At 38.1% G+C, this 20,055-nt stretch carries 21 protein-coding genes; 18 read left to right on the forward strand and 3 right to left on the reverse strand.

Annotated elements, in window-relative coordinates; genetic code table 11:
* The first annotated feature begins 22 nt into the window (after positions 1–22).
* A complete protein-coding gene (locus tag BMX18_RS04320; RefSeq protein ID WP_074964834.1) occupies positions 23–1,600 on the forward strand; it encodes a degradosome RNA helicase CshA in 1,578 nt (525 codons plus the stop codon).
* Positions 1,601–1,639: 39 nt separating this feature from the next.
* On the opposite strand, the gene BMX18_RS04325 is transcribed toward BMX18_RS04320, so the two are convergent.
* Together BMX18_RS04325 and BMX18_RS04330 are read right to left on the reverse strand one after the other, a co-directional pair.
* Positions 1,640–1,915, reverse strand: coding sequence for a GIY-YIG nuclease family protein (locus BMX18_RS04325; RefSeq protein WP_093815254.1), 276 nt, complete (start codon positions 1,913–1,915; stop codon positions 1,640–1,642).
* Entirely contained in the window at positions 1,890–2,651 is a 762-nt protein-coding gene (locus tag BMX18_RS04330; RefSeq protein WP_074481911.1) for a tRNA1(Val) (adenine(37)-N6)-methyltransferase, read from the reverse strand. Before BMX18_RS04330 ends, BMX18_RS04325 begins: the two co-directional genes overlap by 26 nt.
* Before the next feature lie 116 nt (positions 2,652–2,767).
* Here BMX18_RS04330 and BMX18_RS04335 point away from each other — a divergent pair, with 116 nt between their 5' ends.
* The 8 genes from BMX18_RS04335 to BMX18_RS04370 all read left to right on the forward strand — a co-directional run bounded on the left by BMX18_RS04335 (position 2,768) and on the right by BMX18_RS04370 (position 10,623).
* Positions 2,768–3,514, forward strand: coding sequence for a lysophospholipid acyltransferase family protein (locus BMX18_RS04335; RefSeq protein WP_074481912.1), 747 nt, complete (start codon positions 2,768–2,770; stop codon positions 3,512–3,514).
* Between the two features lie 96 nt (positions 3,515–3,610).
* Positions 3,611–4,291 carry a helix-hairpin-helix domain-containing protein gene (locus BMX18_RS04340; RefSeq protein WP_074559558.1) on the forward strand — a complete coding sequence of 227 codons (681 nt, stop codon included), beginning with the start codon at positions 3,611–3,613 and terminating at the stop codon, positions 4,289–4,291.
* Positions 4,281–6,515: a DNA internalization-related competence protein ComEC/Rec2 gene (locus BMX18_RS04345; protein WP_180366632.1), complete on the forward strand. Its 2,235-nt coding sequence runs from the start codon at positions 4,281–4,283 to the stop codon at positions 6,513–6,515. Before BMX18_RS04340 ends, BMX18_RS04345 begins: the two co-directional genes overlap by 11 nt.
* 169 nt (positions 6,516–6,684) lie before the next feature.
* Entirely contained in the window at positions 6,685–7,263 is a 579-nt protein-coding gene (locus BMX18_RS04350; protein WP_093815258.1) for an HD domain-containing protein, read from the forward strand.
* 11 nt (positions 7,264–7,274) lie between these two features.
* The gene (locus tag BMX18_RS04355) at positions 7,275–7,955 is read left to right on the forward strand and encodes a hypothetical protein (protein ID WP_257609210.1); all 681 of its coding nucleotides are present in this window, start codon (positions 7,275–7,277) and stop codon (positions 7,953–7,955) included.
* Positions 7,956–8,049: 94 nt separating this feature from the next.
* Entirely contained in the window at positions 8,050–9,087 is a 1,038-nt protein-coding gene (gene holA, locus BMX18_RS04360) for a DNA polymerase III subunit delta (protein ID WP_093815260.1), read from the forward strand.
* A 94-nt stretch (positions 9,088–9,181) separates the two neighbouring features.
* A complete protein-coding gene (gene sodA, locus BMX18_RS04365; protein WP_093815262.1) occupies positions 9,182–9,793 on the forward strand; it encodes a superoxide dismutase SodA in 612 nt (203 codons plus the stop codon).
* Positions 9,794–9,897: 104 nt separating this feature from the next.
* The gene (locus BMX18_RS04370) at positions 9,898–10,623 is read left to right on the forward strand and encodes a YebC/PmpR family DNA-binding transcriptional regulator (protein ID WP_024344280.1); all 726 of its coding nucleotides are present in this window, start codon (positions 9,898–9,900) and stop codon (positions 10,621–10,623) included.
* 51 nt (positions 10,624–10,674) lie between these two features.
* On the opposite strand, the gene queA is transcribed toward BMX18_RS04370, so the two are convergent.
* Positions 10,675–11,703 carry a tRNA preQ1(34) S-adenosylmethionine ribosyltransferase-isomerase QueA gene (gene queA, locus BMX18_RS04375; RefSeq protein WP_093815264.1) on the reverse strand — a complete coding sequence of 343 codons (1,029 nt, stop codon included), beginning with the start codon at positions 11,701–11,703 and terminating at the stop codon, positions 10,675–10,677.
* A 163-nt stretch (positions 11,704–11,866) separates the two neighbouring features.
* On the opposite strand from queA, the gene BMX18_RS04380 reads away from it, so the two are divergent.
* From BMX18_RS04380 to BMX18_RS04420, 9 genes are all read left to right on the forward strand, one after another.
* On the forward strand, positions 11,867–12,373 hold the full coding sequence (locus BMX18_RS04380) for a VIT1/CCC1 transporter family protein (RefSeq protein WP_093815266.1): 507 nt from the start codon (positions 11,867–11,869) through the stop codon (positions 12,371–12,373).
* A gap of 131 nt (positions 12,374–12,504) precedes the next feature.
* The gene (gene nagB, locus BMX18_RS04385; RefSeq protein WP_093815268.1) at positions 12,505–13,209 is read left to right on the forward strand and encodes a glucosamine-6-phosphate deaminase; all 705 of its coding nucleotides are present in this window, start codon (positions 12,505–12,507) and stop codon (positions 13,207–13,209) included.
* Positions 13,210–13,241: 32 nt separating this feature from the next.
* The gene (locus tag BMX18_RS04390; RefSeq protein ID WP_093815269.1) at positions 13,242–13,958 is read left to right on the forward strand and encodes a pseudouridine synthase; all 717 of its coding nucleotides are present in this window, start codon (positions 13,242–13,244) and stop codon (positions 13,956–13,958) included.
* 50 nt (positions 13,959–14,008) lie between these two features.
* On the forward strand, positions 14,009–14,971 hold the full coding sequence (locus tag BMX18_RS04395; RefSeq protein WP_093815271.1) for a competence protein CoiA: 963 nt from the start codon (positions 14,009–14,011) through the stop codon (positions 14,969–14,971).
* Positions 14,971–16,773, forward strand: a complete 1,803-nt coding sequence (gene pepF, locus BMX18_RS04400) for an oligoendopeptidase F (protein ID WP_093815273.1) — start codon at positions 14,971–14,973, stop codon at positions 16,771–16,773. Before BMX18_RS04395 ends, pepF begins: the two co-directional genes overlap by 1 nt.
* A gap of 72 nt (positions 16,774–16,845) precedes the next feature.
* Positions 16,846–17,352: a GNAT family N-acetyltransferase gene (locus BMX18_RS04405; RefSeq protein WP_093815275.1), complete on the forward strand. Its 507-nt coding sequence runs from the start codon at positions 16,846–16,848 to the stop codon at positions 17,350–17,352.
* Position 17,353: 1 nt separating this feature from the next.
* A complete protein-coding gene (locus BMX18_RS04410; protein ID WP_093815277.1) occupies positions 17,354–17,965 on the forward strand; it encodes an HAD-IA family hydrolase in 612 nt (203 codons plus the stop codon).
* Positions 17,966–18,012: 47 nt separating this feature from the next.
* Positions 18,013–18,714 carry an O-methyltransferase gene (locus tag BMX18_RS04415; protein WP_093815279.1) on the forward strand — a complete coding sequence of 234 codons (702 nt, stop codon included), beginning with the start codon at positions 18,013–18,015 and terminating at the stop codon, positions 18,712–18,714.
* Positions 18,715–18,783: 69 nt separating this feature from the next.
* Complete coding sequence (locus tag BMX18_RS04420) at positions 18,784–19,842, forward strand: peptidylprolyl isomerase PrsA (protein WP_039697203.1); 1,059 nt, start codon at positions 18,784–18,786, stop codon at positions 19,840–19,842.
* Positions 19,843–20,055: the final 213 nt, after the last annotated feature.

Raw genomic sequence — 20,055 nt, forward strand, 5'->3', positions numbered from 1 at the left:
GCCTTTTAGAAAAGAGAAAAATTTGAAATTTACAGAACTTAACTTATCGGAAGCAATCCTTGCTGCTGTTGAAAAAGCAGGCTTTGTTGAGCCATCTCCAATCCAAGAATTGACAATTCCTTTGGCATTGGAAGGTAAGGATGTTATCGGACAAGCGCAAACTGGTACAGGGAAAACAGCTGCCTTTGGTCTACCAACATTGGATAAAATTGATACAAGTCGTAATCTTGTCCAAGCCTTGGTTATTGCTCCAACACGTGAATTAGCGGTTCAAGGTCAAGAAGAATTGTTCCGTTTTGGTCGTGAAAAAGGTGTTAAAGTCCGTTCAGTTTACGGCGGTTCAAGCATTGAAAAACAAATTAAAGCTCTTCGTTCAGGTGCTCACATTGTTGTCGGAACACCAGGCCGTTTGCTTGATTTGATTAAACGTAAAGCATTAAAACTTGAACACGTAGAAACATTGATTCTTGATGAAGCAGATGAAATGCTTAACATGGGATTCTTGGAAGATATTGAAGCTATTATCAGCCGTGTGCCTGAGACACGTCAAACACTTCTTTTCTCAGCTACAATGCCTGAAGCAATCAAACGTATCGGGGTTAAATTCATGCAAAATCCTGAACACGTTAAAGTAGCTGCTAAAGAATTGACAACTGATCTTGTCGATCAATACTACATTCGTGTTAAAGAACAAGATAAATTTGATACAATGACTCGTCTGATGGACGTTGACCAACCAGAATTGTCAATCGTCTTTGGACGTACAAAACGTCGTGTTGATGAATTGACACGTGGTTTGAAATTGCGTGGTTACCGTGCAGAAGGTATTCACGGTGACCTTGACCAAGGCAAACGTCTTCGTGTCCTACGTGATTTCAAAAATGATAACATCGATATCTTGGTTGCAACAGACGTAGCTGCTCGTGGTCTTGATATTTCAGGTGTGACACACGTTTATAACTATGATATTCCTCAAGATCCAGAAAGCTATGTACACCGTATCGGACGTACTGGACGTGCTGGTAAACATGGTCAATCTATTACTTTTGTTGCCCCAAATGAAATGGGTTACTTGTCAATTATTGAAAAATTGACGAAAAAACGTATGAAAGGTTTGAAACCAGCAACTGCTGATGAAGCCTTCAAAGCTAAGAAAAAAGTTGCCCTTAAGAAAATTGAACGTGACTTTGCTGACGAAAAAATCCGTAACAGCTTTGATAAATTCAAAGGAGATGCGGTTAAATTGGCTGCTGAATTCACACCAGAAGAATTAGCACTTTACATCTTGAGCTTAACCGTTAAAGATCCTGAAACTCTTCCTAAAGTTGAAATTGCGCGTGAAAAACCATTACCATTCAAACCATCAGGTGGTGGCTTTAACAATCGTAAAGGTGGACGTGGAAATAATGGCCGTGGACGTGATAACCGCCGCGGCGGACGTGACCGCAAACGTGATGACCGTGATAACGGCTACCGCGATTTCAAACGCACATCATCTAAGAACAAACGTGATTTCCAAAACAAAGATAACAAACGCCCACACCGCACATCAAGCGAGAAGAAAAATGGATTTGTTATCCGTAACAAAGGGGAAAGATAATAGTAAAACGCACTCTGCTTGAGCAGGGTGCGTTTTTGGTTATGCTTTGTGTTCGTTAATATAATCGAGTTTTTGTTGTCGTGTTTTTTGTTTAAAATAGCTTTCTGCGGACATGGCGGCTTCTTTGCTATCAAAGCTTTCTTGGTAAATGAGTTTGACAGGTAAGCGGCTTTTTGTGTATTTAGCGCCTTTACCTGCATTATGAGTTTTGATGCGGCGTTCTACATCAGTAGTGTAGCCAGTGTAGAATGTACCGTCTGCGCACTCTACCACGTACATATAAGCTTTTTTAGTCTTTCTTTCCGTTTTTTCCATAATAGATTTCAAAAATATCGTCGGTATACTCGCCGTTTTCTTTGTGAACAAAGAGTGGTGGAAGGATTTTTAGACCATCGGTTGAACCATCTTTGATAGCTTCAATCAAAAGCATATTAGCATCTTTTCCCATTTTTGGGTAAACGAATTGGATGCGTTTTGGTGCTAGATTGTACTGTCTCATGGTATCGATGATGTCTAGAAAACGATCTGGCCTGTGCACCATAGCAAGTCTTCCATTTGATTTTAGAGCGTGTCTTGCAATGTCACAAATTTCTTCAAGGTTTGTTGTGATTTCGTGTCTAGCTAGAAGATAGTGTTCAGATACATTTTTCTTAGAAGTCTCTGACACCTTGAAATATGGTGGGTTGCAGAGAATTAAGTCAACGCCAGTTCGCGGTACGTGAGTTAGAAGATTTTTCAAATCATCATTAATCATTTGAACTTGGTCTTCTAGGTGGTTCAAGTGGATTGAACGCTCTGCCATATCAGCTAAGCGCTCCTGAATTTCAACTTCGATAATTGGCGCTTTAGTGCGGGTGCTTGCAAAAAGTCCAACGGCACCATTTCCAGAACAGAGGTCAACAATCAAACCACGTGAAGGGATTTTTGGAAAACGTGACAAGAGGACACTGTCGATAGAATAGCTGAAAACCTCTCTATTTTGAATAATTTTTACATCTGTCGAAAAGAGCTGATCAATACGCTCACCTTCTTTTAAAATTGATTTAGTCATGACATTTATTATAGCAGATTTTGCGTGTTCTCACTAGCGAGGTCGTTAATTTTTACTTTCTAAAACCGCTTAAGCATGGTACAATGTAAGGTAATGAGAAAAAAAGGAGTAAATCTGTGTTTTATACTTATTTACGCGGGCTAGTGGTTTTCCTTCTTTGGATTATCAATGGTAATGCCCATTATCACAATGAAGACAAAATTTTGAGCAAAGATGAAAACTATATTTTGGTTGCACCACACCGTACATGGTGGGACCCTGTTTATATGGCTTTCGCTGCTCGTCCAAAACAATTCATTTTCATGGCTAAAAAGGAATTGTTCACAAATCGTATTTTTGGTTGGTGGATTCGCATGTGTGGTGCCTTCCCAATTGACCGTGAAAATCCTGGTCAAAAAGCTATCAAATATCCAATTAATATGTTGAAAAAAAGCAATCGTTCACTTGTCATGTTTCCAAGTGGAAGTCGTCACTCAACAGATGTTAAAGGTGGGGTAGCCGTCATTGCTAAAATGGCAAAAGTTAAAATCATGCCAGTTGTTTACGCAGGACCAATGCAATTAAAAGGTCTTTTGACTGGTGAACGTGTTGACATGAACTTTGGTAACCCAATTGATATTTCTGATATCAAGCGTATGAACGATGAAGGTATCGAAGAAGTGGCTAACCGTATTCAAACTGAATTTGACCGTTTGGATGCTGAAAATGCAACTTACCACATCAATAAAAAACCAAATCCATTGACATACATTTATCGTGTTCCACTTGGTTTGGTAGCTATTGTCGTTGTTCTTTTGACATTACTCTTTAGCTACATTGCAAGCTTTGTCTGGGATCCTGATAAACACCGTAAAATGAAATAAATAAGAAAAAGCTCGGATTTTCCGAGTTTTTTTTCGAATAATTAAGTAAGGGCTCCGAGGAGCCTTTTTCTAATGCTAAAAAGGTGAGGTAATAGGATGATTGAAGAGATGAAAGAAAGACTTTTGGAACATAAGACGGTAGCGGCGGTTTTAGGAACGGTGCTTGTTATGCTTGTGGCATTCTTTGTTTGGTCTAGTATGACTAGACCACAAGCGCAGCTACAAAGTGATTTACCTGCGCTTTCTAGTAGTATCTCAGCAAGTTCAAGTCTTGAACCATCAAAGACAAAGACTATGACATCACATTCTCAAGATGATTCTGGCAAGATTTTTGTTGATATCAAGGGTGCCGTTAAAAATGAAGGTGTTTATGAATTGTCAAATGGTAGCCGTGTCACGGATTTGGTCAAAAAAGCCGGCGGATTTACAGATGATGCTGACAAGAAGTCAGTCAATTTAGCCGAAAAATTAGCTGACGAAGCGGTTGTCTATGTGGCAAAAATTGGTGAAGAAGTCACACCAGCAAGTACACCATCTCAAGCTAAAACAACGACAGCTAGCGGGGTACAAGGTGACGATTCAGCGCAAATCAATCTTAACACCGCAACTATGGAAGAACTCCAAACTATTTCTGGGATTGGGGCTAAACGTGCGCAAGATATCATTGATTATCGTGATGCTAATGGTGGGTTCTCATCCGTTGATGACTTGAAAAATGTTTCTGGCATTGGTGAGAAGACTTTGGAAAAATTAAAAGCAGAGGTGACTGTTGATTAAGCATTTTCCCATTAAGCCAATTCAATTGGCTTTTTTGCTCATTTTACTTTATTATTTTTGTTTTGAAAAAGTTCTGTTATGCCTATTTTTACTCTTGTTAGCCTTGCTATTTTTATGGCGATATTACGGGTGGAAAGTTTGGTGCCAGATTTCACTGTGCTTGGCTTTCTTTGCGATATTTTTCCTGACTAAGGCTAATCAGACAGAACAGGCTTATCAAGCGGCACCAGCTCAGCTATCAAAAATCCAGATAATTCCAGATACGATTTCGGTTAATGGTGACTTGTTATCCTTTCGAGGTAAGGAAGCTGGGCAGACTTACCAAGTTTTTTATACCTTGAAGTCAGAAAAAGAGCAGGAATTTTTTAAAAATCTTAATCAAACAGTGCTTTTATCAGGGCAGATGGACTTAGAAGAGGCGACGCCACAGCGAAATTTTGGTGGATTTGATTACCGTACTTATCTTAAACATGAAGGGATTTATCGGATTGCTAATCTTTCTTCGATTACTGAGATGAGGCAGCAGAGCTCTTTAAGTTTTTTTGAGCGGCTACATGAACTGAGGAGAAAGGCGATTGTCAGTATTCAAAGGAATTTTCCTGCTCCCATGCGACATTACATGACCGGCCTTTTGTTTGGATATTTGGATAAGTCTTTTGATGAGATGAGTGATGTTTACACTAGCTTAGGGATTATTCATCTTTTTGCTCTGTCTGGCATGCAAGTTGGCTTTTTTGTCGGACTTTTTCGTTTTATCTTTTTGCGATGTGGGCTAAGGCGTGATTTGGTGGGCATACTTCAGATTCCTTTTTCTTTGGTGTATGCTGGCTTGACAGGATTTTCTGTCTCGGTGATTCGAAGTTTGATTCAGTCTGCTTTTGCAAATCTTGGCATTAAAAAATTAGATAATCTTGCCTTTACTTTAATGACCCTTTTTATTTTGATGCCAAATTTCCTGCTGACGACGGGAGGAATTCTTTCGTTTACCTACGCTTTTATCCTAAGTTTTATTGATTTTGATGAGCTTAGTCATTATCGAAAAATCCTTACAGAATGTTTGGCGATTTCACTGGGAAGTTTACCGGTTTTGATATATTTCTTCTCAGTATTTCAACCCTTGTCGCTTCTTTTAACAGCCATTTTTTCACTGGCTTTTGATGTGCTTATCTTGCCTGTTTTGACCTTTGTTTTTCTTTTATCACCTCTGGTTAAAATTACCGCGTTAAATCCATTTTTTGTTTTTCTAGAAACTATCATCAAATTTAGCAAGTCGCTGGTTGGCACACCACTTGTTTTTGGCAGACCAAGTCTAGGAATTTTATTGCTATTACTTTTAATAATAGGACTTCTCTATGACTGTTATCGACACAAAAAAGTGGCCATTTTCCTTTTTAGCATAATGGCTTTGCTATTTTTCCAAATCAAGCATCCGCTGGAAAACGAAGTGACGGTGGTTGACATTGGGCAGGGAGATAGTATTTTTGTGCGTGATGTTAAAGGGCATACGCTGTTAATTGATGTCGGAGGAAAAGTGAGTTTTAGTGAGAAAAAATCGTGGCAAAAGCGCTTAGCTGATAGCAATGCTGAGCGGACACTGATTCCTTACCTGAAAAGTCGAGGAATTGGTAAAATTGACCAGTTGGTTTTGACGCACACGGATACCGACCATATGGGTGATATGCTGGAAGTCGCAAAAGAGCTGAAAATTGGTCAAGTCCTGGTGAGTCCAGGAAGTCTCACAAAGCCAGATTTTGTGGTTAAACTTCGACAAATGAAGACGCCAGTTCGCGCAGTTTCTGGAGGAGATACCTTGCCAATTATGGGAAGTCACTTGCAGGTCCTCTATCCAAATGCTGTTGGTGACGGTGGAAATAATGATTCTGTGGTGCTTTATGGCAATCTTCTGGGCAAGAATTTTTTGTTTACAGGAGATTTGGAAGAAGAGGGCGAGCAACAGATGATAGCAACTTATCCCAATCTGCCAGTTGATGTCTTAAAAGCAGGGCATCACGGCTCAAAAGGGTCATCAAGTCCAGAATTTCTAGAGCATATTTCACCGCAAGTTGCTCTGATTTCCGCAGGACAAAATAACCGCTACAAGCATCCTCATCAAGAAACGCTTGAACGCTTTCAAGCACAAAACATGACTATTTACCGTACTGATGAACAAGGCGCTATCCGCTTTAGAGGGCTGAAAACTTGGCACATTGAAACAGTGAGGTAAAAGAGTGAAAATTAGCCAAAGAAATACATATTAATTTCTTACCAGTTTTAATTGAAGTATTAGAGTTAAAATTGAAAGCATACTAAAAACAGTAGTCGATTGACGGCTGTTTTTGCTTTGCAATTAGATTAGCATAAGTATATACTATGTTATAAAAAGGAGGATGAGAATGGAAGTAATAGAGAGCAAAGTTGATTTTGTTAAAGAAATCGAGAAATTAAAAACTGTGACGCGTTTTAATAGGACATTGGATGGGCGATTTGAAAATAGTGCGGAACATTCTTGGCAGGTTGCATTAGTAGCAAACTTTTTTCAAGATTATTTTCCTGAAAAATTGGACATAGGAAAAGTGACTTTAATGCTTTTACTCCATGATTTGGGAGAAATTTACGCAGGTGATACTTGGGTGTATGATACCACAGGCAAAGCCGTATCTCATGATAAGGAATACTTATCGTTACAGAAAAGTTTAGCAGTCTTACCAATTATTCAAGGCGAGAAATTTACAGAATTGTGGCTTGAATTTGAAAAAGGAAATAGTCCAGAATCAAGATATGCTAGAATTATTGATGCTTTGGTACCGCTGATTAATCATTTGGTTGTTTCAGAAGAAGGTTATAATCCCGATAAATTAACGGCTGATAGAGTTTTGGCTAAGAAAGCTTTCATTAAAGAAGATTCAGAAATTTTGTGGCAATTAGCAAAGGAATTAATCGAAAAAAGTGTTGAAAAAGGACTATATGACTGAAGGTGAAGTGTTTGAGTAACACTAAAAATGAATTGGAATTGAAATATCAGCTATCTGAAGAAGTTTTGAGTATTTATAAAGAGAAAGTGAAAAAGGTGTGCTTTGTCTCTGTGGGTGAATGTCTTGAAACAGATATTACGGTTGATTTACCTAATTTTGAAAGCAAATCTAAAGGAATAGTCATTCGCTATCGCATAATAAGTGTTGGGAGATACTTGTTGACGATAAAACTCAAACGTCAAAATAATCATTGCCAAGAATATGTAGAATTAGAGTATTCTAGTGATTCTGATGATAGTCTTGCTTTTTCTGATATTCAATGTTTATTACAAAAGGAATTGGGTGTAGTACTTCCTCGGATTATTCTAGAAGGAAAAGATGTGTCTGAAAATTGTATTTATCTGATAAATCAATTGTACGATTTGGGGTTCACACGTTGTCGCATGTTTTCTCAGAAGAAACGTCATGAGTACAAAAAAGAAAATACGGCTGTTTGTTTTGATCTTTTTCCTAGTCATGTTGGGGCTTTTATTGAGCTAGAAGCTTTTAGTGAGGAGAAACTTATAGCTTTAAAGGAATTAATGGCTTTACCTGAACATTGTCGCATTAGCAAGAACTACGGTAAGATTATTCAAGATAGCTTGAAAAAGCAGGGATTGGATAGCGATAGAAGTAGAATTTGTCTTTTTTGATGAAACATTAAGGCAGTTTGCTTATAAAAAATTCCATCGTTAACTTTCGCATGAACCATGAGTTTTTCTCAGGGTTTTTTGTTATAATATTTCTATGATTGCAATCGAAGAAATTGATAAATTACGAAAAGAAAATCTTAGCTTGATTACGGTGGTGACGGGTGAGGATTTGGGACAATTTTCTCAGCTAAAAGAGCGTATGATGGAGCGCGTGGGATATGATAAGGATGATTTGACTTATTCTTATTTTGATATGGCTGAGGTTGATTACCAAGATGCTGAGATGGATCTTGAAAGCTTACCGTTTTTTGCAGATCAAAAAGTGGTTATTTTTGATAATCTGCTTGACATCACGACGGCTAAAAAATCTTATTTGGATGATAAGGAACTCAAGCGTTTTGAGGCATATTTGGAAAATCCCTTGGATACGACGCGCTTGATTATTTTTGCACCAGGGAAATTAGACGGCAAACGTCGCTTGGTGAAAATTTTAAAACGTGATGCTCAGATTTTTGAAGCCAATGAATTGAAAGAAGCAGAGCTAAAAACGTATTTCCAAAAATTAGCTCACAAAGAGAACTTAGTTTTTGATTCTGGTGTTTTTGAGGCTTTACTTTTGAAATCAAATTATGATTTCAGCGAGATTTTGAAAAATATTGCCTTTTTGAAATCTTATAAAAAAGATGGTCATATCACTTCAGAAGATATAAATCAAGCTATTCCGAAAACACTTCAGGATAATATTTTTGATTTGACGCAGTTTGTTTTGAATGGCAAAATCGACGAGGCGCGTGACTTGATTCGTGATTTGCGCTTGCAAGGTGAAGATGAAATCAAGTTGATTGCGATTATGTTAGGACAGTTCCGTATGTTCTTGCAAGTCAATATTTTAGCCAGTCAAGGAAAGACAGAGCAGCAGATGGTAGCAACTTTGTCTGATTATCTTGGACGCCGTGTCAATCCTTATCAAGTCAAATTTGCTGTGCGTGATTCGCGAACATTGTCAATGACTTTCTTGAAAAAAGCTATCGCTGTTTTGATTGAGACAGATTATGCCATTAAGACAGGAACATATGACAAAGATTACCTCTTTGATGTGGCTATTTTAAAAATTGCTCATGAGCATCATTAAGTACACTTAAAAAAGCGGTCAAATAATTTGCTAGTTAGACTTGATTCTTATAAAATGATGATAAGAAATAACGAAAAGAAAGAAGGTAACTAGCATGGCTATTATTTTACCGGAACTACCATACGCATATGATGCACTTGAACCATACATTGATGCAGAAACAATGACATTGCATCATGACAAACATCACGCTACTTACGTAGCAAATGCAAATGCTGCTCTTGAAAAACACCCAGAAATCGGAGAAGACTTGGAAGCATTATTGTCAGATGTTAATAGCATTCCAGCTGATATCCGTCAAGCGGTTATTAACAATGGTGGTGGACATTTGAATCACGCACTTTTCTGGGAATTGCTATCTCCTGAAAAACAAGAACCAACAGCAGATGTACTTGCGGCAATTGAAGAAGCATTTGGCTCATTTGAAGATTTCAAAACAGCTTTCACGCAAGCAGCAACAACTCGCTTTGGTTCAGGTTGGGCTTGGCTTGTCGTTAACAAAGATGGCAAACTTGAAGTAACCTCAACTGCTAACCAAGATACTCCACTTTCAGAAGGTAAAAAACCAATTCTTGCTCTAGATGTTTGGGAACATGCCTACTATCTCAAATACCGCAATGTTCGTCCAGACTATATCAAAGCTTTCTTTGACATTATTAACTGGGCAAAAGTTGCTGAATTGTACGAAGCAGCACTTGCTGATTAATTTTTATTATCATAGCACTCTCTAATCTACGAGGATAGGCGGATGTCTATCCTCTTTTTATGTTTAAATATGATATAATATCAGGGAATAGGGAGGAATTTTGCATGTCAGGACATAATAAATGGAGCAAAATTAAAAATAAAAAAGGTGAAGCAGACGCTAAACGCGGTGCGATTTTTAATAAATTGTCACGTGAAATTTTTGTAGCTGCTAAAGCTGGTGGTGGTGATCCATCAATGAACGCCAGTCTTCGTATGGTTTTGGATAAAGCGCGTGCGGCTAATATGCCAAAAGATAACATCAATCGTGCGATTAAGAAAGCAACAGATGTTGGTGATACAACAAATTACGATGAAATCACTTATGAAGGTTATGGACCTGGTGGGGTAGCTATCCTAGTTCACACCTTAACTGACAACAAAAAACGTACAGATGCGAACATGCACACTATTTTCACACGTAATGGCGGTAACATGGGTTCAACTGGTTCAGTTGCTTACATGTTTGACCGTAAAGGTTATATTGTTATTGACCGTGAAAATTTGGACTTGGACGAAGACAGCATGCTTGAGTTGATTTTGGATGCTGGGGCAGAAGATTTAAAAACATCAGATGATGCCTTTGAAATCTTCACTGAACCAAAAGAATTTCCAGCCGTTAAAGAAGCTTTGCAAGCACAAAATCTTGAATTCGCGCAAGCTCAACTTAGCATGATTCCACAAAACTACGTTAGCCTTGATGCAGAACAAGCAGACATTTTGGAAACATTGGTTGATAAACTCGAAGACGACGATGACGTTCAAGATGTTTACACCAACATGGCTGATTAATAATGAAAAAAGAACTTCGAATTTTTTCGAAGTTCTTTTTAAGTAATTTTGTTATTTAACAAACATAGCATCGCCAAAGCTAAAGAAGCGGTAGCGTTCATCGATGGCGTGTTGGTAAGCTTCTAGGACGAATTCACGTCCGGCAAAAGCTGAAACCAACATCACAAGTGTTGATTTTGGCAAGTGGAAGTTTGTTGAAAAGGCATCAACCACTTTAAAGTCGTAACCTGGTTTGATGAAGATATTTGTCCAACCACTGTCAGCTTTGATTTCGCCGTTGAATTTTGAACCGATGGTTTCAAGGGTACGAATTGATGTTGTTCCAACTGCAACAACACGTCCACCAGCAGCTTTTACGTCGCGAAGGGTTTGGGCAGCTTCTTCAGATAAGCGGTAGAATTCAGAGTGCATTTCGTGTTCTTCGACATTGTCAACAGAAACTGGACGGAATGTTCCAAGTCCAACGTGAAGTGTCACGTAGACAAGTTTCACGCCTTTGGCTTCGATTTTTTCAAGCAATTCTTTGGTGAAGTGAAGTCCAGCAGTTGGAGCGGCAGCAGAACCATTTTCTTTGGCATAGACTGTTTGGTAACGGTCTGGGTCATCCAATTTTTCGTGAATGTATGGTGGCAATGGCATTTCACCAAGGCTTTCCAAAACTTCAAGGAAGATACCATCGTAGTCGAATTCAACAATACGTCCACCGTGGTCCAATTCTTCTACAACTGTGGCAGTCAAGCGACCATCACCAAATGATACTTTTGCTCCCACGCGCAAGCGTTTAGCTGGTTTTGCCAAAACTTCCCATTGGTCGCCTTCAGTATTTTTCAAAAGAAGTAATTCAACGTGACCGTGTGTGTCTGGTTTTTCACCGTAAAGACGAGCTGGGAGAACGCGTGTGTTGTTCATGACAAGAGCGTCACCAGGATTTAGCTCATCAAGAATGTGGTCGAAGTGTGCATCAACCATCTCGTGTGTTTTGTGGTCAATGACTAAAAGTTTAGAACTATCTCGTTTTTCAAGAGGTGTTTGGGCAATTAACTCCTCTGGTAAATTAAAATCAAAATCGTCGGTATGCATAATCTAACATGTTTCCTTAATATTATATTCTCAACTAATCATTATAACACGATAAGCATTTTCCGTCATCTGGTCGAGTTTTAATTGTAACAATTCTAAAGAGATGGTATAATGAAAACAACAAAGAAAACGCTTAAAAATTAATGGAAAGTGATGAAAAAAGATGAAAGAAAAAATTGGAGATTACGCGAAATCAATCGTCTATGGCGGTATGGACGGGATTGTGACGACATTTGCGGTTGTTGCTGGTGCGGTCGGTGGAAATCTTGGTATCACACCAATTGTTATTCTTGGCTTTTCAAATCTTCTGGCTGATGGCTTTTCAATGGCGGTCGGAGATTATTTGAGTTCAACGACAGAAGAATCAGTTGTAAAAGGTAAGGCAGTTAAGAATGCTGGGGCAACTTTTCTTTCATTCATATTTTTTGGCTTGATTCCTCTTTTGTCTTACCTTTTGATTAATGTTTTTAGCATTTTCAAAGTCCATACTTTTATGATGGCTTGTATTTTAGTATCGCTAGCGCTAACCTTACTTGGATTTGTTAAAGCTTTGATAACAAAGAAAAGCAAATTCAAAGAAATTTTTAGAACGCTACTGATTGGCTTAATTGCTGCGCTGTTTGCCTACTATGTCGGAGATTTCCTAGGACAGATTGCAGGAACAAGATAGAAAAATGATGTCTGAGATTAATTCTCAGGCTTTTTTATTTCTCGAAATATTTTTCTTGACAATAATTGGTATATACCATATAATAATTTTAGATAAATGGTATATACCAAAAACAAGAATGGGGAAATATGATGAGAGTAATTCGTGTTAATGATCAAATTGAAGGTGGTAAAGCAGCATTTGCTTTGTTAAAAGGAGCTTTGGAAAATGGTGCTAAAACATTAGGGCTTGCAACAGGTAGCACACCTCTTAGTTTCTATAAAGAAATTGCAAATAGTGACCTTGATTTTTCAGAAATGACAAGCATTAATCTTGATGAATATGTTGGTTTGGCTGCAGATAATGACCAAAGTTATCATCATTTTATGCAGGAAAATCTTTTCCAATATAAACCTTTCAAAAAAAGTTTTTTACCAAATGGTTTGGCGACTGACTTACAAGCAGAAGCTCGCCGTTACAATCAAGTGATAGCTGAGCACCCAATTGATTTTCAAATTTTGGGGATTGGTCGAAATGGTCATATTGGTTTCAATGAACCTGGCACACCATTTGATATGACGACTCATATCGTCGATTTGGCTGAAGATACGATTGAGGCAAATAGTCGTTTCTTTGACAGCATGGAAGAAGTGCCAAAACAAGCTATTTCAATGGGAATTCACTCAATCATGCAATCAAAAATGGTTGTTTTAATGGCTTATGGCAAGGATAAAGCTGACGCTATTAATCAAATGATTAATGGTCCAATCAGCGAAGATTTGCCAGCTAGTGTTCTTCAAAATCACCCAAATGTTGTAGTAATTGTTGATGAGGCTGCAGCGAGTGAATTAGACTAAAAAATTGCTTCAGAACATGGTAAAATAGGAGCATGCGTTTAGATAAATTATTAGGTCAAGCTGGCTTTGGTTCACGTAATCAAGTTAAAAAATTAATCAGAAGTCGTCAAGTTTATGTGGATGGCAGGCTAGCTGAGGCAGACAATTTGAATGTTGAGCCAAGTCTGCAAGAGATAACTGTTTCGGGAAAACAGGTTACACTATCTACAGAAAAATATTTCATTTTAAATAAGCCAGCAGGTGTTGTTTCTGCGGTGTCTGATAAAGAACATCAAACGGTCATTGATTTGATTGCTGAAGCAGACCGAGTGCCAAGACTCTATCCAGTTGGGCGTTTAGACCGCGACACGGAAGGGCTACTTTTGATTACCAATAATGGTCCTTTGGGGTTTCGCATGTTGCATCCAAAATATCACGTTACAAAGATTTACTATGTTGAGGTTAATGGTTTGTTAGCAGCTGATGCGTCAGTATTTTTTAAAAATGGTGTGACCTTTGATGACGGAACGGTTTGTAAACCTGCTAATCTTGAGATTATCGAGGCAAGTTCTGAAAAAAGCTCCGCTTATATCTCGATTGCAGAAGGAAAATTTCATCAAGTTAAGAAAATGTTTTTGGCTTATGGGGTCAAGGTTATTTACCTCAAACGAATGACTTTTGGTGCCTTTGAACTTGGTGACTTGCCGAGGGGACAATACCGAGAATTGAATACGAAAGAAAAAGAAATCTTGAAAAATTATTTGGATTAATCCGGTGGTTTTTCAGGATTTTTTTCGAATAAAGAAGTAGGAGGTTTAATATGCTGTCTGCTCTTGATGAAAAAGGTCGTTTGGTCTCCTTGTTAGATGAGATTCCTAAAAAACAAGCTTTTACTTGTCCAGCCTGTCATTCACCAGTTCGACTGAGACATGGTCAGATTATGCGTCCGCATTTTGCGCATGTGTCACTGGAAAATTGTGACTTTTATAATGAAAATGAAAGTGATGAACATTTGCAGTTAAAAGCAGGACTTTATCAGTCGCTTTCGCAAAGTGAAAAAGTGGTCGTTGAGGCTGTTTTGCCAGAGCTGCATCAGGTTGCAGATATTTTGGTCAATGATAACCTTGCTCTGGAAATTCAGTGCTCCAGATTATCAGAAAAGCGTCTCAGAGAACGCACGGCTTCTTATCACAAGGCTGGCTTTAATGTTTTATGGCTTTTGGGAGAAAAACTGTGGCTTGGCAAGCGTTTAACGCCGCTACAGCGACACTTTCTTTACTTTTCGCAGAATATGGGATTTCATCTGTGGGAGTTAGATGCTAAGAAAAGGCTTGTTCGACTACATTATTTAATTTATGAAGATTGGCATGGTAAAGTGCATTATTTGACAAAAAACTGCTCGTTCTCAGAAAACTTAATGGCATTTTTCAGACTTCCTTATCAAAAACAAAAACTCTCAACTTATGAGGTTAAACAAGATTCAAATCTATTAAGCTACATTCAAAGACAACTATCTTCTCGAAATACTTCTTGGTTAAAGCGCCAAGAAAAGGCTTATTTGCAAGGGAAAAATCTTCTCACACTGCCTTTGTCAGCTTTTTTTCCGCAAGTTAGACCCCCAGAAACTAAGGCTGGTTTTTGTCAAATTTCACAAGACTTATCAGACTTTTATGAGACCTTTAGGTGTTATTATCAAAATCAAAGTGAAAAAGGTGTTCAAAAACTTTACCCACCAGCTTATTATGGTAGAATGGTTAATAATATCAAGAAAAGGAGAACATAATGTCAGATAATCGTAGTCATATTGATGAAAAATACAAATGGGATTTGAGCACTGTCTTTGCGATAGATGAAACATGGGAGGCTGAATTAGCTAAGTTAGATGCTGACTTAGAAGATGCCAAAAAATACAAAGGTCACTTGACAGAATCAAGCAAGGATTTATTAGCAATTACGGAGCACTATCTTGATTTGTCACGACGTTTGGAAAAAGTTTACGTTTATGCATCAATGAAAAACGACCAAGATACGACAGTGGCAAAATACCAAGAATACCAAGCTAAAGCCACAGCACTTTACGCTAAATACAGCGAAGTATTTGCTTTTTACGAACCAGAATTGATGCAATTATCAGCTGAAGATTTTGCGGCATTTGTTGCTGAAACGCCAGCGTTATCAGCTTATGCGCATTTCTTTGAACAACTTTTCAAACGCCAAGCACACGTCTTGTCACAAAAAGAAGAGGAGCTCTTAGCTGGTGCACATGAAATCTTTGGTGCTGCTGGTGAAACTTTTGAAATTCTAGATAATGCCGATATTGTTTTCCCAGTGGTTTTAGATGATGAAGGCAATGAAGTGCAATTAACACATGGTAATTTCATTAGTCTTTTGGAATCAAAAAATCGCGACGTCCGAAAAGCAGCTTATGAAGCGATGTATGCCACTTACGAACAATTCCAACATACTTACGCTAAGACATTGCAGACAAATGTTAAGGTTCATAACTACGATGCGCGTGTTCACCACTTCAAGTCAGCACGTGAGGCAGCACTTTCTGCTAACTTCATTCCAGAAGCAGTTTATGATACATTGATTGACCGCGTGAATGCCCACTTGCCATTGCTTCATCGTTATGTGGAACTTCGTAAAAAAGTTCTTAAATTAGATGATTTGAAAATGTATGATATCCATACACCATTGTCTGAAATGGATATGAGCTTCACTTATGAAGAAGCTTTGAAAAAAGCAGAAGAAGTTTTGGCTGTCTTTGGTAAAGATTATTCTGAGCGTGTTCATCGTGCTTTCACAGAACGTTGGATTGATGTTCATGTCAATAAAGGAAAACGCTCAGGAGCTTATTCTGGTGGGGCTTACGATACTAATGCCTTTATGCTTTTGAACTGGCAAGACACCCTTGATAATCTGTTTACTTTGGTACACGAAACTGGGCACAGCCTTCATTCAACATTTACTCGTGAAAATCAACCATATGTTTACGGTGATTACAGCATTTTCCTAGCCGAAATTGCTTCAACAACCAATGAAAATATTTTAACGGAAACGCTTTTGAAAGAAGTTGACGATGATAAAGCTCGCTTTGCGATTTTGAATCATTTCTTGGATGGTTTCAAAGGAACAATCTTCCGTCAAGCACAGTTTGCAGAGTTTGAAGATATGATTCATAAAGCAGATCAAGCTGGTGAAGTATTGACAAGCGAATACCTTAACAATCTTTATGCAGACCTAAATGAAAAATATTATGGTCTTAGCAAGGAAGACAATCCAGAAATTCAATACGAATGGGCACGTATTCCGCATTTCTACTACAATTATTATGTCTATCAATACGCAACAGGTTTTGCAGCAGCAAGTTACCTAGCTGATAAAGTGGTTCACGGTACACAAGTTGATATCGACCGTTACCTTGATTATCTCAAGGCTGGTAATTCTGATTACCCACTTAATGTGATTGAAAAAGCTGGAGTTGATATGACAAGTAGTGATTATTTGGATGCAGCCTTCAAGATTTTTGAAGAACGTCTAAATGAATTGGAAGCTTTGGTCGAAAAAGGAGCACACCTTTAAAATGCTTTATGAGGTTGGATATTCCAGCCTCGTTTTTTATGTTATAATGGAAAAAATTTTGGAGGTGCTAGTATGGAAATTAGGAGACTAGATGTTAATGATGAAGCGGCTTACCGAGCTTATCAAACAGCTTTGGAAAATGACGATAACCCCTTTATTACGACACGTGAGATTGGTGATTTTAAAACCTTTGTGGAAAATAGCAGAGCGCAAGAAACACAAGCTACTAATCCTGATTATTCAACGATGACTACCTATTATGCTTTTGTGAATGGAAAAATTGCTGCGCGTATATCTTGTCGATGGCAGCTGGAAAAGGGTAATCTTGCGACGATTGGTGGACATATCGGCTATCAAACCTCACCAGAATTTAGACGACAAGGTATCATGACCAGGCTTCTCAGCTTTGCTCTTGAGCAATATGCCAAACGTGGCATCAATCCTGTGCTTATCACAGCGCGTGAGGACAATATTGCCAGTCGTAGAACCATTGAAAAAGCTGGTGGTATTTTGGAAAATATTATTGACTTAGAAGACGGGCAGCGTTTAGCACGTTATTGGATTAGATTGGAGAAATAGATTGACAACTTTGATTTGGGATTTTGATGGAACTTTGGTGGACTCATATGAGGCAATTGGTGAAGCTTTGAAAGTCACTTATGCGCATTATGACTTGGTTTTTGATGAAGAATGGGTCATGGATTTTATCATTAAAGAATCCGTAAAAGCTTTGCTTTTTCAAGTGGCGAAAGAGCAAGAATTAGATTTTGCGGAGTTATCAGCCTTCTTTAAAAAAGAGCAGGAAGCGCGTGACCACATGATAAAACCAATGCCACATTTGGCAGAGGTCTTAAAGCAAACTAAGCAGGCTGGCGTTAGCCATTTTGTCTATACTCATAAAGGCATTACGGCTAATGATGTTTTAGAAAGACTTGGGGTGCGTCAGTATTTCACAGAAGTAGTGACATCAGCCAATGGCTTTGCACGTAAACCTGAGCCAGAAGCTATTAATTATCTGCTTGAAAAATACCATCTTGATAAGGCTGATACTTATTACGTTGGTGACCGTCGTATTGATGTTGAAGCAGCTGAAAATGCAGGTGTTAAGTCAATCAATCTGGGTCAACCAAACTCAAAAATCAATCAAAAAATCGCAGATTTGTCTGATATTCCAGGACTTTTAACAGCATAAAAAACTAGCTATTCACATCGGCTTTATTTTGCTATATAATAAGAGTTATGGTTAAATCATATTCAAAAACAGCAAATCACAATATGCGACGTCCTGTTGTTAAAGAGGGAGTCGTGCGTTATATGCGAACACGTCAAAAGCAAAATGAAGACTTTTTAGCTGAATTGGAAGCTTTTGCACACCAAGAAAATATTCCAATTATTCAACACGAAGTGGTAGCTTATTTCCGTTTCTTATTGCAAACTTTGCAGCCTAAGAATATCTTGGAAATTGGAACTGCAATCGGCTTTTCAGCGCTTTTGATGGCAGAAAATGCACCGGAAGCTAAAATCACAACTCTGGACCGTAATCCAGAAATGATTGCTTTTGCTAAGGAAAACTTTGCAAAATACGACACTCGCAAGCAAATCACATTAGTTGAAGGCGATGCCGTTGATACTCTTTCAACCCTTGAAGGTGAGTATGACTTTGTCTTCATGGATTCTGCAAAATCAAAATACATCGTCTTTTTACCAGAAGTGTTAAAACACTTAAAAGTTGGTGGTGTTGTTATCTTTGATGATGTTTTTCAAGGTGGTGACATTGTCAAACCAATCGAGGAAGTACGACGTGGGCAACGTACCATTTACCGTGGACTTCAACGACTTTTTGACTCAACTCTTGACAATCCAAATTTGACGGCAAGTCTTTTACCACTTAGTGACGGGCTGTTAATGCTCCGTAAAAATGCAGAAGACGTAGAACTGTAAAATTAAGCAACATTTAAGTTATTGTGGTATACTAATGGAGTTAAAGACAAATTAAGGAGTTTAATATCAATGGCTAACAAAGAAAAATCAGGATTTTCAAAAATGATCCAAAGCAAGGCTTTTAAAGGTGTTTCTATTGCCGTAGCGTCAGCTCTTATCGGTGCTGGTGTAACTTACCTTGCTACAAACAACAATTCTGAAACTAAAGCTCTTGTTACAATGAAAGGTAACACAATTACAGTATCAGACTTCTACAGTGCAGCTAAAAGCACATCATCATCTCAACAAACAATGTTGAACTTGGTTTTGTCACGTGTCTTTGAAGATCAATATGGTGATAAAGTTTCTGACAAAGACGTTACCAAAGCTTATAACACAACAGCTTCATCATACGGTTCATCATTCTCAAGCGCTCTTCAAGCAGCAGGATTGACAACAGATACTTACAAACAACAAATCCGCACATCAATGCTTGTCGAATACGCTGTTAAAGAAGCTGCTAAAGACAAATTAACAACTAAAAACTACAAAGACGCTTATAAAGACTACAACGCAGACACAACTGCTACAGTTATCGCATTAACTGACGAAGATAAAGCAAACTCAGTTCACGATCAAGCAACTGCAGACGGTGCTGATTTTGATAAAATCGCTAAAGAAAACACAACAGCTAAGAAAACTGAATACACATTCGATTCAGCAGACACTAAATTGCCATCAGATGTTATGGCAGCTGCCTTCAAACAAGACGAAGGGTCAGTATCAGATGTGATTAAAGTGATGAACTCATCAACATACTCATACACTTACTACATCGTTAAAACAACTAAGAAAACAGAAAAAAATGCTGACTGGAAAACTTACAAAAAACGCTTGAAGAAAATCATCATGGCTAAATACCAAAATGATACAAGCTTCCAAAACCAAGTTATCGGTAAAGCACTTGATAAAGCTAATGTGAAAATCAAAGATCGTAGCTTCGCAAGCATTCTTTCACAATATGCTACAAGCACATCTTCATCATCTTCAAAAGCTTCATCAAGCTCAAGTGAAGCAAGTTCTTCAGAAGCTAGCTCAACTGAAGACTCTTCAACAGCAGAATCAAGTTCTACAGATTCAGCTGAATAAGCTACTTGACCAGACGCCTAAAATACAGTACAATTAAAAAGATTGAGAATCGTTTTTAAACATTCAGATTCAGAAAAGTGGCGGTTGCTGCGAGCCATGGATGAAGTTAAAAATGTGCTACTCATGTTTTCTAATTGTCAGAAGTGGTAACCGAGTTACCATGGTCAAATACAAGAAAAAACAATTTAAGAGATAAATGAAGAATGACAGGTT

This window comes from Streptococcus sp. 45, from assembly GCF_900108865.1.
In the GTDB taxonomy this organism is placed as follows: domain Bacteria; phylum Bacillota; class Bacilli; order Lactobacillales; family Streptococcaceae; genus Streptococcus; species Streptococcus ruminicola.